Below are 13,165 nucleotides of genomic sequence, written 5' to 3' on the forward strand. Positions count from 1 at the left end.
CAGAAAAAAATTCTCGTCAGATAGCCAGCTTGGCCTTACCACGACAATACAAGCCAAAATGCAGAAAGCAGAAATCAGAATGCAGTACGCCATACTCTTTGTCATCTGAATAGGCCAATTAGATATTTGATTTTTTGGGAAATTCGCATCTCCTTGAACTCTCTCTTTGAGACACTACTTATTGTAGATCTTACCTTATTTTTGCTTCTGTATACCCGTTTGCTTCTCGTCTTTGCGACAATCTCACCGCCTCCTCTCAGCGAGTAAGCAACCGTTTCTTGAACTCTCTCTGTGTCGAGATTTAGACCGTTACTACTTTGAATTTCAAATCTGGCCTTCTCTGCACCCTCATAAGCTTGAAGCGCTTTCATCTCCGCATCGAACTCTGAAGCGACACCAAACATATTCGGAGCGATGAGCTCAAACGACACAAGTGTAACATCGCCTTCATTCTCCCGGACGAAACCCCAAAACGTCTCTGGATCAGCTATTGGCGCAATGTGAATGCTGTAATTGAGTGGAGCTTGCCCAGAATTATTGATCTCATCGCAAAATCCCTTGAGTATCGCAGAGGGGTTTCCAACCGCCTTGTCACATTCGATGATGAGCTTTTGCCCATCTCCATGCTCAGTGGGGTCAATTAATAGTGTAATAGAATGCCATGCTTCTCGATCTACATCCGCGAGGCCTTGTTCCGGCGGCGTACTCTCAACGGACGTTTTGGAACGCCCAATTCGCCCAGAGATCAAGGTCGGCGAATCTGCCGGATGGGGAACGTAATGATAAAATATAGATCGGTTTGCAAAAACATAAGACGATGCAAATGCTTTTCTGATCCACTCCTCTCGGCTCATCTCTGATCGATCCTCGAACAGAGACATCTGTATTGTCGGCAACAGCGAGATTCTAAAGTGTTCAAATCGCATGGGCTAATATTCCGAGGACGGGAAATGCCGCTGATCCCGTACTAAAAGTTATCAAATGTCAATCCGCCGCGCCCGGCGAGGGCGGTTTCGAGTCTTCGGAAACCCGGAGCTCTACGCCCGGCCTCACCCCACCCCGCCGCTGCGCGGCGACCCTCCCCCTCAAGGGGAGGGTGGGCTTGCGCCCGACCTTTCCGCCGAGGCGGCCCCTTTCCCGCCGCACGAGGGGGCGTCCCGTTGCCCCTGGATCCCCTTCCCGCGCCTGCGGCGCGCCGGGGATGACGGCGGAGGTGGGGCAGCCTTGGCGCGCACCTCTCCAGAACGCCGCGAACTCTCCCGCGTCATCCCCGGCGGCGCGAAGCGCCGGGAAGGGGATCCAGGGCCAACGCGCAACGGCCCGACGCGTGAAGACCCTCGCCTCGACGGGGAGGAACCTGCCCCGGACGCCCCACCCTCCCCTTGAGGGGGAGGGTCGACGGGCGAAGCCCGGCGGGGTGGGGTGACGCTGCGCCCGGCGAGGGCGCGTGCGGCTTGACTAAAGCTTGCCGTTTCACGCCCGGCCTCACCCCACCCCGCCGCTGCGCGGCGACCCTCCCCCTCCAGGGGAGGGTGGGCAGGCGCCCGACCTTTTCGCCGAGGCGCACCCTCTCCCGCCGCGGAGAGTGGGCGTGTATTGACCCTGGATCCCCTTCCCGCGCCTGCGGCGCGCCGGGGATGACGGCGGAGGAGGGGCAGCCTTGGCGCGCGCCTCTCCAGAACGCCGCGAACTCTCCCGCGTCATCCCCGGCGGCGCGAAGCGCCGGGAAGGGGATCCAGGGCCAACGCGCAACGGCCTGACGCGCTGAACACCCTCGCCTCGGGAGGAACCCGCCCCGGACGCCCCCCTCCCCTTCAGGGCGAGGAGCCTCCCCTCGGGCTTGACCCGAGGGTCGACGGGCGAAGCCCGGCGGGGTGGGGCGGCGCTGCGCCCGGCGAGGGCGCGTGCGGCTTGACTAAAGCTTGCAGGTTCACGCCCGGCCTCACCCCACCCCGCCGCTGCGCGGCGCCCCTCCCCCTCAAGGGGAGGGTGGGCATGCGCCCGAGCTTTTCGCCGAGGCGCACCCTCTCCCGCTGCGCGGAGAGTGGGCGTGTGTTGCCCCTGGATCCCCTTCCCGCGCCTGCGGCGCGCCGGGGATGACGGCGGAGGTGGGGCAGCCTTGGCGCGCACCTCTCCAGAACGCCGCGAACTCTCCCGCGTCATCCCCGGCGGCGCGAAGCGCCGGGAAGGGGATCCAGGGCCAACGCGCAACGGCCCGACGCGCTGAACACCCTCGCCTCGGGAGGAACCTGCCCCGGACGCGCCACCCTCCCCTTCAGGGCGAGAGCCTGCCCTCGGCTGGACCCGAGGGTCGACGGGCGAAGCCCGGCGGGGTGGGGTGACGCCGCGCCCGGCGAGGGCGCGTGCGGCTTGACTAAAGCTTGCAGGTTCACGCCCGGCCTCACCCCACCCCGCCGCTGCGCGGCGACCCTCCCCCTCAAGGGGAGGGTGGGCATGCGCCCGACCTTTTCGCCGAGGCGCACCCTCTCCCGCCGCGGAGAGGGAGTGGCCCGACCAGGAGTTTGCCGACTATGATGGCCTTGGCGCCGTCGATCACGCCTAGACCCTGCGCAACCGTAGCGCCTAGACCCATGCGGGCTCAGGCAGGTCCGGGCCGTTGCCGCCCGCGGTGCGTAGCGGGCGCCCGCGCCGCTGGGGCGCACCACCTGCGGTTGTTATCCATGATCGCCAGGAGATCCCGGAAAGCCACGTCGGCGAGGTCAAGACCAGCGGGCCTGAGTTGGCGCCGAGATCCGGAGACAGCGGAGCCTGCCTAGCGGACCGCGTTCTCCAAGGCCCGTGTCAGGCGGTCCACCTCCTCCAAGGTGTTGTAGTGCACCATGGAGACGCGGACGACGCCGCCGTTCCGGGCAAGGCCGAGATGCTCCACCAGACGCCGCGAGTGGAAATCGCCGAACCGAATGGCGATTTGGTCCTTCTCCACAGCGCGGACCACGTCGTCCGAGCGCTTGCCTTCGAAGGTGAAGGAGATCGTCGGAACGCGCGCCGCGCGGTCCGGGCGTCGCAGCCCGACCACCCGCGCATCGTTACGCGAGTTGAGCCAGTCCAGCAGACGGGCCGCAAGCCGCTCCTCGTGCGCGGCGATCGCGGCGAAGGCCTGCTCCACCCCTGCCCGACCGGAGGCGCCGCCGATTTCCTCCAGGTAGTCGACGATGCCGGCGCTGCCCCAGGCGAGTTCGTAATTGGTGTTGCCCGGCTCAAGCTTTCCCGGCACCACGTCCTTTCCGTAGAAGTAGTGGTAGAGCCCGTCGAGCTCGAGCAGGTATTCGTGGCGGCCCCACAACACTGCGAAATGCGGGCCGTAGACCTTGTAGAACGAGAATACGTAGTAGTCGGCCCCGCTGGCCTGGACATCGACGGCCCGATGAGGCGCGTAGGCGACGGCGTCGACGCAGAGCCGTGCGCCGGCGGCGTGCACGCGCTTCGCGATCTCCCGGATCGGGTTGATCGTGCCGAGGATATTTGAGGCGTGCGTCACGCAGACCAGCCGGGTGCGCGGCGTGAGCAACGCATCAAGCGCGGCGAGGTCGATCTCGCCGGTGGCAGGGTCGGCTGACCAAGTTCGAACGACGACCCCGCGATCGCGCAGGCCCATCCATGGCCCGATGTTCGACTCGTGATCGAAGTCGGTGACGATGATCTCGTCCCCTTCGGCCAGCTGCCCGGCCATCGCGGTCGCCAGGAAACGCAACAGCACCGTCGTTGATGGCCCGAGCACGATCTCGTCGCTGCGGGCCGCGCCGACCAGGGTGGCGATGCGCGCCCGCGCGGCGGCGAGGCGTTCGACGGCGCGCACGGAAGCCGGGTAGCTGGCGCCGGTCTGCACGCTGGTGGTGAGAAGATATTCGGAGATCCGCGCCGCCACGCCGCCGAGAACGAGCGAGCCGCCGGCGTTGTCGAAATAGGCCCAGTCGTCCGCGGCGAGGGCCGGGAAGCGGGAGCGCACGCGGTGGAGGTCGAGGGTGGGAGGCGTTGTCATGGCCGGGCTCCAGGGGGAAAGACGTGGGTCAGGGCACATGGACGAAAAGCGGCGCTGCAAGGTTGCGGCACTCGCAATCGCGTCGATCCCCCGTCTGCCACATCATCATGGTGAAATCGGTGGAAGCGCCCAGGGCGATCAGGGGAAAGTGCCAGACGCCCTTGTGGTAGATGATTTCCCAGTCGCCCTCGCCCAGGAACGCCAGCGCCCGCGCTGGGTCGGGTTCGCTCGCATCGCCATCGGGCGCCACGACGAGCAGGAATCGCGCCGAGGGGGGCGCCACAAAGAGTTGCGCGGAACAGGGGTGCCGCTCGAAGAAGGCGACGCTCACCGGCGCCGCCGAGGGCTCCATGCGGTAGAGCGCGAGGGCTGCGCGCCGGGCTTCCGCATCGTGTTGGAGCTGCGCCTCAAGGTCGATCCGCCGTCCGCGATTCTCGTTGACGGACACCCCGCCGGAGAGGCGCCGGGCGCTGCCGAAGGGCGCGAAGCTGTGCGGATCGAGGATGCCTGGTCGCAGGATCATCGCTTTGCCCGCGCCCATGTCTGCTCCATGTGCCCCACGAGGCGCACGAGCGGCAGCAGGATCAACACATAGATCGCCGCCGCCGCGATCAGGGGCGTGGGGTTGGCCGCCAGCGCCTGCGCCTGCGTGGCCTGTTTCAGGAGGTCCGGCATGGCCACCACGGAGGCCAGGGCCGTGTCCTTCAGCACGTTGATGGCGTTGGATGTCATGGGCGGAACGACGATCCGCACCGCCTGCGGCAGCACCACCTTGGACATGACCAGCCAGGGCCGCAGGCCAAGCGCCCGCGCGGCCTCGAACTGTCCAGACGGGACAGCCTCGATGCCAGCTCGGAAGACCTCGGCGCTGTAGGCCGCCGCGACCATGGAGATCGCGGTGGCCGCCGCCCCAAAGGCAGGCAGTCGGAGGCCCGCGAAGGGAAGCGCGTAGTAGACCACGATCAGCAGCACGAGGATGGGGATCGCCCTGAACAAGTCGATGTAGCCGATGGCCAACAGGCGCCAGGGCAGGGACCCGTACAGGCGCAACAGTGCGAGCGCGAGACCCAGCATGAGCCCCAGGGCGATGCTCGTGACGCCCAGCAGCAGCGTCGTGCTGAGGCCGCTCAGGATGAGCGGCAGTGTGGAGACGAAGACCTTGTAGTTGAGGAACGTTTCAAAAATCGACATCTCAGCCGCATCTGCGCAGGACCGCGGAGCGGTCGCTCGGGTCCGGGTTTTGAGCCGCGTGCGCTGCCAGACGTCGGTCCGGCGGCTTCAGCGAAAAACAGGCGTGGCGTTTCGGCCCGGCGAACCGGCGAGCTCCGCGCGGCCGCGCGGAGCAACGCTGGCCCCGGCTGCGGGCCGCCTGCGCCATGCGCGGCCCGCTGCCCAACAGTCAGAGCTTGGGGACGTCGAGGACGGTCGCCGTCGCCATGCCCGGGTCTGGGTCCGTGCCGAACCAGGTCTTGTGGATCTTCGCCAGCGTGCCGTCCTTCTTCATTGCGGTGATCGCGTCGTTCGCCTTGGGAAGCAGGGACGAGTTCTTGGCGAACATCACCGAGTACTGCTCGGTGGTCTTGATCCGCTCGATCACGGCGAACTGCGGCTTGTCCTTGACGTAATAGAGCAGCGCCGGGATGTCCGAGATGTAGCCGTCGATGCGACCGGCCGCCAGGTCGAGCATGGCGGGATTGAGGCCCTCGTACCGACGGATCTCCTTGATCTTCGTCTTGGCCTGATTCTCCGTGGCCCACATGTCGCCGGTGGATCCCGTATCGACGCCCACAGTCTTGCCCGCCATGTCGGCCATGCTCTTGGCCCCGGACGCCTTGGTCACGGTCAGCGACTGATCGCTGTCGTAGTAGGGCTGCGCGAAGGATACGCTCTCAAGGCGCTTCTTGGTGATGGTGATCGACGAGACGGCGGCGTCGATCTGGCCGGACTGCACGGCCGCGAACAAGCCGTTGAAGGGGATGTTCACGAACTCGACGTTCTGGCCAAGCCGCTTCCCGACCTCCTTCATGAGGTCGATCTCGAAGCCGACTGTCTCGCCCTTGTCGTTCTGGAATTCCCACGGAACGTTGCCGATATTGGCGCCGACCTTGATGGTCTGCGCCTGGGCGGCGCCGAGCCCGACCACGAGCGTCGCGGCAGCGAGGACACCTCTCAAAACTGTGCGCATAGAATTCCCTCCGGGCCCGGGGCGTAGCTGGTCAGACCGGCCAGACCACTTGACGATGTCGGGAGCCGGCGGCAACGTCAAGCCTGTTCGAGCGACCGTTAGGCGCGTTTGACGTAGGTGGGGCTCATGGTGCGCAAGAGGCAGAACGCGGCGAGCCTGTCGCCGTCAGGTCCGCTCGCCTCGGGGCTGCGTCTGGCCGAGAACCGGGAACCGGTCCCGCGCTCCATCGCCGCCCGCCTGCACCAGATGATCGCCGATGGGGAGCTTGGACCGGGATCCCAACTGCCCTCGCAACGCGACCTGTCGGAACGGTTCGGGGTGAGCCGGGCATCCCTGCGCGAGGCGCTGTCCGTCCTTGAGGCCCTGGGCCTCATCCAGGTGCGTCCCGGGCGCGGAGTTTTCGTTTCCGGTGACGGCGAGCGCAGGACCGAGTGGCCGTTTCCCAATCTCGGATCCGAGCGCGACGCCTACGAGGCGCGGCTGGCCCTGGAGGGGCAGGCCGCGGCCCTCGCCGCTGTCCGCGCTGACGACGCCGGGCTGGCCCGTCTCGCGCAGACCGTCGAGGATTTGGCCCGCGCCCAGGAGCGCGGGGACATCGTGGCGATGTCCGCCGCCGACGCAGCCTTTCACGACACGCTGCTGGACCTGTGCGGCAACCGGCTGATGGCTTCCATGTACCGGTCCGTCAGGGAGGTCATGGTGGCGAGCCAGAGCTTGCCCATGGCGAGCCGCGCCAACCTGGAGGAGACCGTGCGGGAGCACCAAGCCATCCTCGCCGCGCTTCGGGCCCGGAACGCGACGGCGGCCGCGGCGCAGATGACCGCCCACATCCGCGCGGCCGCCGGACGGATCGCGATTGCGATCTAGCTCCCCCACGGTCAGGCGGGGCGCCGCTCGCGGGTGGCCTGGGCTTCGCCGTGCCGGGACCAGGCCAGCACGAAGCCGGACAGCGGCGCTGAGCTGCCTGATAACGCTGGGTTTTGAGGAGTGGTGAGCGGCGGCGAGTAGGGACTGCTCCAGTCTCTGCCCCCATCGCAAGAGACATGACCCGGTTCATCCCTGCGGCTACGCTCATGCGAGGCTCCGCCAGTCGCCCACGTCGAAGCAGCGGCCCGTAACGCGTCCGCGGTCATCCAGCCTGTGCAGGAAGAGCCAGCGGTTGACGACGAGATCTCTGACGGCGTCATGGCGCGCGAGCACGCCGTCGATGGCGCGTTGCGGGGCGGCGATGAAGACGCTCAGCCTCAGGGGGTCGTGCACGAACCGCTCCCCGTTGTGCACGGATTGGAGGGGCAAGCCGACGCGAAGGTCCCCTGCGTTGCCCTCCAGCACCCCGAGCTGGCCGACGACGTTATGCAGCGTCTTGTTGCCGCTTCCGAAGACATCGTTGTTCACCGTCGAGCCGAAGTACTGGAGGTTGATCCAGCTCGCCACGACCATGGGCGCGGTCATGATCAGCTCGAGGGTCCGGTAGTCCTGGTCCTTGGCGTGGTCATAGCTGTGCAGGAAGGCCCTGCCGCCAAGGTCGAGCCCGCGCGTAGCCGAGCGCGGCGCGGCGATGAAGGCGGCGTTGCCGGCGAGCCCCCATTCCGGCCGCACCTGGGACCAGTCCCGGCTGCGCGCGACGATCGCCTTCTGGGGATCTTCCGCGCTGTCCAGGCCGAGCAGCGCGCTCCGCTCCATGCGCGCCAGCGCTCCGGCGCGAGCCAGTCCGTCTCTCAATTGGGCGAGGTCGCCGGCGAGCGGCGCCGGAACGTCCTGCTCGTCGAAGATGCGGACCTCGTCGGTCGTGGTGTCATGCAGGGCCGGCGCGAACCAGCAGTCGTCGGGGATGTCCACGCCCTTCGCCCGCAGACCGAGCCGCACCTGCGGATCGTTCATCACGGCCGCAGCCACGCGGGCGTTCGCTTCCCCGGTGTGGCCGCCGCAGGCCCCACAGTCCAGGCTGGAAGCATGGGGGTTGTTGACGGTGGCGCCGCCATGGCCGACCAGCAGCACGAGCCGGGCGAACGGGCCGGTCAGCGACATGGCCTTGAGGACCGCCTCCGCCATCGCGAGCTTCTGCTCCGGACGAAAGCCCGTGGGTCGTCCGTCGACAGTCCCGGCCCGCAGCATGGGTCCAAGCCGGCCCGCCACTGCAGGATCGAGGCCCTCGACATGCGGCGACGGCGCCGGCCGGGTCACGCCCAGACTGTCCGTGGCGAGCTTGGGGCCAAAGGCCAGACCGCAGGCTTCGACGTAGGAGAACGAGGACACCGCCGATGCCTTGAACGACTTCCAGGCCGCGGCGATCCGACCCCGCAGGCGCCGCGCCTGTAGAAGCTTCGCGGCTTCTGGCGCATCGGCTCCTCTCACCCCTTCGCAGACAACAAAGGACGGCTTCAGCAGCACCGGGCACTGCGCCCCTCCCCGCGCCTTCCCGAAGGGGACGTATTCGATCGGGAAGCCGAAGAAACCGGCGAAGCCGATTGTCTCCACATTCGGCAACGCGGTTTCGAGCGCGCGCCGGAAGACCTCCGAGCGCACGTCGATGCAGAAGGCCGCCTGGACTGACGGTCGCCGGGACGGCGTCGGCGCTTCGCTCCCCACGAAGGCGCCTGCGAGGCGACGCCGGTGGCCGATCTCGTAGGCCTCCTGCAACAGCAGGTCGACCGCGAGATCCCGGGCGAGCTCGGGGCGGTGGTCCTGGGGCGCGCTGGCCGCGTCGGCCATGGCCTGGGACCAGGCGCTCCTGAAAACCCGGTCCTCCCGCGACTGGAACAGCGCCCAGCCCCATGCGAGGCGGATCGCCAGGAGCTCGAGAAGCGTGTCGTCGGAGCCGCCGTCCCGTTCCGCCTCCCAGCCGAGATAGCGGGCGTATGCCGCCCAGCCGCCGATGTCGAACAACGCGCGATACAGGTAGTCGCCATGGGCGCGCGCCGGAACTCCAAGGCTGTCGAGGATGACGGCGACCGCCTGCATCGGCTCGTCCGGCAAGGCCCCGACGCAGGCGCGGAAGCCTTTGACGCCCATGATCTCCGGGTTGCGGTCATAGGCGGCCACCGCGCGCCAGGCGGCATAAGGGCCCAGCTTGCGGACGGGCAGCGGCCAGTTGGCCTGCCCCTCGTCGAAATAGGCGGCGCAGAAAGCCGAGATCTCGTCGATCATGAATGACACGAGCGAGACCTGCCGGTCGCCGTCGGCGCAGCGGTCGAGCACCTCGGCGACGGTGGCCACCGCCGCTGGAGGCGTGTCGTTGGCCGCCGGCTGCGAGAAGGCGGCGGCCCTCAGCTCGGCGGGGCCCAGCCCGGCGACAGGCCGTTCCTGGAGAGCGGCCGCGAGGTCGTCGTCCTTCACGAGCCCTGTGGCGAGGGCGCGGGCGTAGAACGGCCGGGGCATCAGCATCGAGGCGCGCGCCACGCGCTTGAGCGTGGCGCAGGTCCGACCGAACTCCTGGCCCGTGAAGCCGAGGAACGGGTTCACCGCGACGAAGTGCTTGAGGGGCCAAAGAGGGGCGATGCGGCCGCATGCCTCCGCAACGGCGGCGCGGAGCGCCGCGTCGGGGCCCGACGACTTCTGGATGTGCGGCTGGACGGCGAGGGCTGGCATGGACATCGTCGCTGGATCCCTTTGCTGTTCAGGAGGAGTGGGACGGCGTGGCGGGGGTGCGACGGGGCCACCAGGCCAGCACCAGCCTGTTGGCGATCGTGTTCAGGTACAGCCCGTTACGCAGGTGCACATGCGCCGCCACCCAGAATGGAGCGTCGACGCTCCGCATCAGCTGCATCTGGAACAAGGTCACGGCGGCGAAGGCCGCCACGATGAGGGCGGCGGCGCCGGCTCCCAAGACCCCAGCCGAGGCGGCGTGCAGGGGCAGGCTTCCGGTCATGAGCCGCGCCGTCGCGGCCTGCGCCGTGAAGTACGCGCCTGCCACCAACGCCGCCTTCGCGCCAGCGCCCACGAGCACGCGCAGGCTGGGCGTTCCGTCGAGCGCGTTCGCCAGCAGCTGGGCGAGGCCCATGATCAGGATGGAGCCGAACGCGACCGGCGCCGGCGCGGAGAGTGGCTCGTAGCCGGACGAGACCCCGGCCCCCAAGGCGGCTGCGCCGATCACCAGGACCACGAGCGCGAGCCTGCCTGCTCCAGCCACCCTGCCCTCGCGGGGTTTCCACGAGGCCCGGGCAAGGTCCATGACGCTGCCCGACGACAGGAAGGCGTGAGCCTTGTAGAGGGAATGCGCAAGGAGATGCAGCAGCGCTGAAGAGAAGGCTCCCAGCCCGCACTGCAGGAGCATGAAGCCCATCTGCGCGATGGTCGAATAGGCCAGCTGCACCTTCACGGAACACTGGGTCAGCATGGCCAGCGAGCCGAACAGAGCGGTCGCGGCGCCCATAATGGCGAGGATCTGCAGCGCCGGGGACGCGAGCAGCAGAACGTCCGCCAGCCGGAGCACCAGGAATCCGCCGGCGTTCACTACGCCGGCGTGTAGCAGCGCCGAAACCGGGGTGGGTGTCTCCATCACGTCCAAAATCCATCCATGCAGCGGCAGCTGCGCGGATTTCAGGGTCGCCGCCAAGACAATGAGGAGGGCTGCAAGCGTCGGCGCGGGAGAGCCCGCGGAGGCGGCGCGAGCCGAAGCAAGCATGTCCGGAATTTCGAGCGTCCCGAAGCGGGCGTGCAGCAGGACGGCGGCGAAGAGAAGACAGAGGTCCCCGAGCCGGCTCGCCACGAATTTCTTGCGCGCAGCCCGCCTTGCGCCGGGGCGCTCGCCGTAGAACAGCAACAGCTGACTGATGGCGACGCTCGTCGCCGCCCAGGCTACGATCAGCAGCAGGACGTTGCCCGCCACCGCCACTGTCTCCACGGCGGCGAGCGTGAGCGCGAGCCACCGGGTGAACCGGACCTGCCCCGGATCGCCGTCGAGATAGTTGCGGCTGTAGCGCACCACGATCAGCCCGACGAAACTCACCAGCGCCAGCAGAGCCGCGGACAACCCATCGACATAGACCGAGAGCCCCACGCCGCCGACGCCGAGCAGAGGCGAGCGGACGGGCCCCAGCAGCGCGACGGCGCAGGCCAGGGACGCCGAAATCGCGAAGCTCAGCACGGCCCCCTGGATCGCGCGGCTCGTCGCGCGCTTGGCTGTCTTGTCCAGCGTTCCGGCGGCGACAGCGGCGAGCGCGAGCGCGATCGGCGGCGCAAGCGCGCCCAGGGCGAAGTGGGTTGTCATGATGATCTCCAGCAGGCGGACGGGCTCGCCGGGATCTTTAGGGCGCTTGCGTGATTTTAAAAATGTCGATTATTGAAGGTCGTTGTTTGAAAAAACAGAACGAACGTGCCTCACCTCAACTACCACCACCTGCGCTATTTCTGGGTCGTCGCGAGCGAGGGGGGCCTGAGCCGCGCTGCGCAGCGTCTCAATGTGTCCCCCTCCTCCCTTTCGGTGCAGATCAAGGCTCTCGAGGAACAACTGGGCCAGCAATTGTTCGAGCGCAGCGGGCGGAGTTTCACCTTGACCGAGGCGGGGCGGATCGCGCTGGACTACGCCAACACCGTGTTCCGATCCGGCCACGAACTGATCGAGGCCCTTTCAGGCCTGCGGCCGGATAGGCGCGTCCTGCGCGTCGGCGCCAGCGCGACCCTGTCCAGGAACTTTCAGATCGGCTTCCTGCGACCGCTCATCGGCCGCACTGACGTCGAACTCGTCGTCCGGTCGGGAGTGATGGCCGACCTTCTGGAACAGCTCGAGGCGCACAAGCTGGATCTCGTCCTGGCCAATCACCCCGCCATGCCGGACGCTGAAAGCACGTTCGACAGCAGGCTCGTCGCGGAGCAGCCGCTCAGCATCGTGAGCCGCCCATCTGCTGGGAAGCGGCGCTTCAAGTTCCCGGACGACCTGGCGGAGAGGCCGATCGTGCTTCCCGGCCGGGGAGCCAGCGCACGCTCGGCTTTGGACGCCCTGCTCGGCAAGGCCGGCATCCGGCCTCTCATCGCCGCAGAGGTCGACGACATGGCCATGCTGCGCCTCATGGCCCGCGAAAGCCCGTGGGTGACGCTCGTTCCGCCGGTCGTCGTCGTCGACGAACTGACTTCCGGGACGCTGGTCGAGCTCCATCGGCTGAAGGACGTCAAGGAACAGTTCTTCGCGATCACCCAGCATCGTCGGTTCCCGAACCCGCTGCTCGCCCAACTGCTTGAGAAGCAGCCGTAGGCGCAAGAGCCTGGGCTTGCGCCATGGGCGGGATACGGTCACTCTCGCCCGGATCATCCGCAAGGAAAGCTAGTGCAGGGATGCGTAATTTGGCAATGACCGAACGGAAATCCCCACGCATCGCTCTAGCTAAAGCTCAAGAACGGGTTATGCTCCGCCCCTTTTGATGGAGGGAGCATGCGAGTTGCTCTAGGAACGGCGGTCTTTGCGACCGCGCTGAACTTCACGCCAGCCATTGCCGCAGATGCCATCCCGCTCTTTGACATTGATGCGATCTGCGCGCGCCGGCCATCGCCGCAGGTCAGCATTCTTTGCGTCAAGAGCGAGCAGGACGCCTACGATTTCCTGAAATGGATGTGGGACTCGTTCGACGAGGACGTCCGTCGCAAAGCGACCGCGATCTGCCTGAAAAGCGCAGCGCCTTACGAGTGCATGCAGAACGCGACCGTTTCCTATCAGTCCTACGCCGACCAGTTAAGGCGCATGAACGAGCCTACGAAGTTCAGGCCATGAGCCTCGCCGCGGTCAAGGTTGGGACTGGCCGGCAGCCGGCTGCCGTTGCACAAGGCGGGCTTGAGCCGAGAGAGTGGATGGCGCGAGAGCATCTCTCAGACCCTGCCCCTCTCCCGAGCCGCGGGAGAGGGGCGCGCGCCCTCCTGGATCCCCTTCCCGCGCCTGCGGCGCGCCGGGGATGAGCGGAGGCGCTGCTTTGTTCTTGACAATTTTCCTATTTCGTGCACCATGGTCCTCACTCTCGACCCGGGAGGGGAGCGCATCCGGAGCGGTCCGT

The 13,165-nt window shown here is 67.1% G+C and carries 10 protein-coding genes; 3 read left to right on the forward strand and 7 right to left on the reverse strand.

Annotation, left to right across the window (positions count from 1 at the left end; translation table 11 throughout):
• Positions 1-101: 101 nt before the first annotated feature.
• The 5 genes from SLNSH_RS24670 to SLNSH_RS20095 all read right to left on the reverse strand — a co-directional run bounded on the left by SLNSH_RS24670 (position 102) and on the right by SLNSH_RS20095 (position 6,185).
• A complete protein-coding gene (locus tag SLNSH_RS24670) occupies positions 102-881 on the reverse strand; it encodes a hypothetical protein (RefSeq protein WP_146140322.1) in 780 nt (259 codons plus the stop codon).
• A gap of 1,892 nt (positions 882-2,773) precedes the next feature.
• The gene (locus SLNSH_RS20080; protein ID WP_106339283.1) at positions 2,774-4,000 is read right to left on the reverse strand and encodes a cysteine desulfurase-like protein; all 1,227 of its coding nucleotides are present in this window, start codon (positions 3,998-4,000) and stop codon (positions 2,774-2,776) included.
• 28 nt (positions 4,001-4,028) lie between these two features.
• Positions 4,029-4,541, reverse strand: a complete 513-nt coding sequence (locus SLNSH_RS20085; protein ID WP_106339285.1) for an ureidoglycolate lyase — start codon at positions 4,539-4,541, stop codon at positions 4,029-4,031.
• Positions 4,520-5,191, reverse strand: a complete 672-nt coding sequence (locus SLNSH_RS20090) for an amino acid ABC transporter permease (RefSeq protein ID WP_106339287.1) — start codon at positions 5,189-5,191, stop codon at positions 4,520-4,522. Before SLNSH_RS20090 ends, SLNSH_RS20085 begins: the two co-directional genes overlap by 22 nt.
• A gap of 208 nt (positions 5,192-5,399) precedes the next feature.
• Positions 5,400-6,185, reverse strand: coding sequence for a basic amino acid ABC transporter substrate-binding protein (locus SLNSH_RS20095; RefSeq protein ID WP_106339289.1), 786 nt, complete (start codon positions 6,183-6,185; stop codon positions 5,400-5,402).
• 126 nt (positions 6,186-6,311) lie between these two features.
• Between SLNSH_RS20095 and SLNSH_RS20100 the strand changes: the two genes are divergently transcribed.
• Positions 6,312-7,052, forward strand: a complete 741-nt coding sequence (locus SLNSH_RS20100; protein ID WP_106339291.1) for a FadR/GntR family transcriptional regulator — start codon at positions 6,312-6,314, stop codon at positions 7,050-7,052.
• Between the two features lie 204 nt (positions 7,053-7,256).
• Here SLNSH_RS20100 and SLNSH_RS20105 read toward each other — a convergent pair whose 3' ends face one another.
• Together SLNSH_RS20105 and SLNSH_RS20110 are read right to left on the reverse strand one after the other, a co-directional pair.
• Positions 7,257-9,779: a YbcC family protein gene (locus SLNSH_RS20105; protein ID WP_106339293.1), complete on the reverse strand. Its 2,523-nt coding sequence runs from the start codon at positions 9,777-9,779 to the stop codon at positions 7,257-7,259.
• Positions 9,780-9,801: 22 nt separating this feature from the next.
• Positions 9,802-11,394: an NADH-quinone oxidoreductase subunit L gene (locus SLNSH_RS20110; RefSeq protein WP_106339295.1), complete on the reverse strand. Its 1,593-nt coding sequence runs from the start codon at positions 11,392-11,394 to the stop codon at positions 9,802-9,804.
• A 105-nt stretch (positions 11,395-11,499) separates the two neighbouring features.
• Here SLNSH_RS20110 and SLNSH_RS20115 point away from each other — a divergent pair, with 105 nt between their 5' ends.
• Together SLNSH_RS20115 and SLNSH_RS20120 are read left to right on the forward strand one after the other, a co-directional pair.
• A complete protein-coding gene (locus SLNSH_RS20115) occupies positions 11,500-12,375 on the forward strand; it encodes a LysR family transcriptional regulator (RefSeq protein ID WP_106339297.1) in 876 nt (291 codons plus the stop codon).
• A 177-nt stretch (positions 12,376-12,552) separates the two neighbouring features.
• Positions 12,553-12,888: a hypothetical protein gene (locus SLNSH_RS20120; RefSeq protein ID WP_106339299.1), complete on the forward strand. Its 336-nt coding sequence runs from the start codon at positions 12,553-12,555 to the stop codon at positions 12,886-12,888.
• Positions 12,889-13,165 lie beyond the last annotated feature (277 nt).

The organism is Alsobacter soli, from assembly GCF_003004785.1.
GTDB classification, from domain to species: domain Bacteria; phylum Pseudomonadota; class Alphaproteobacteria; order Rhizobiales; family Beijerinckiaceae; genus Alsobacter; species Alsobacter soli.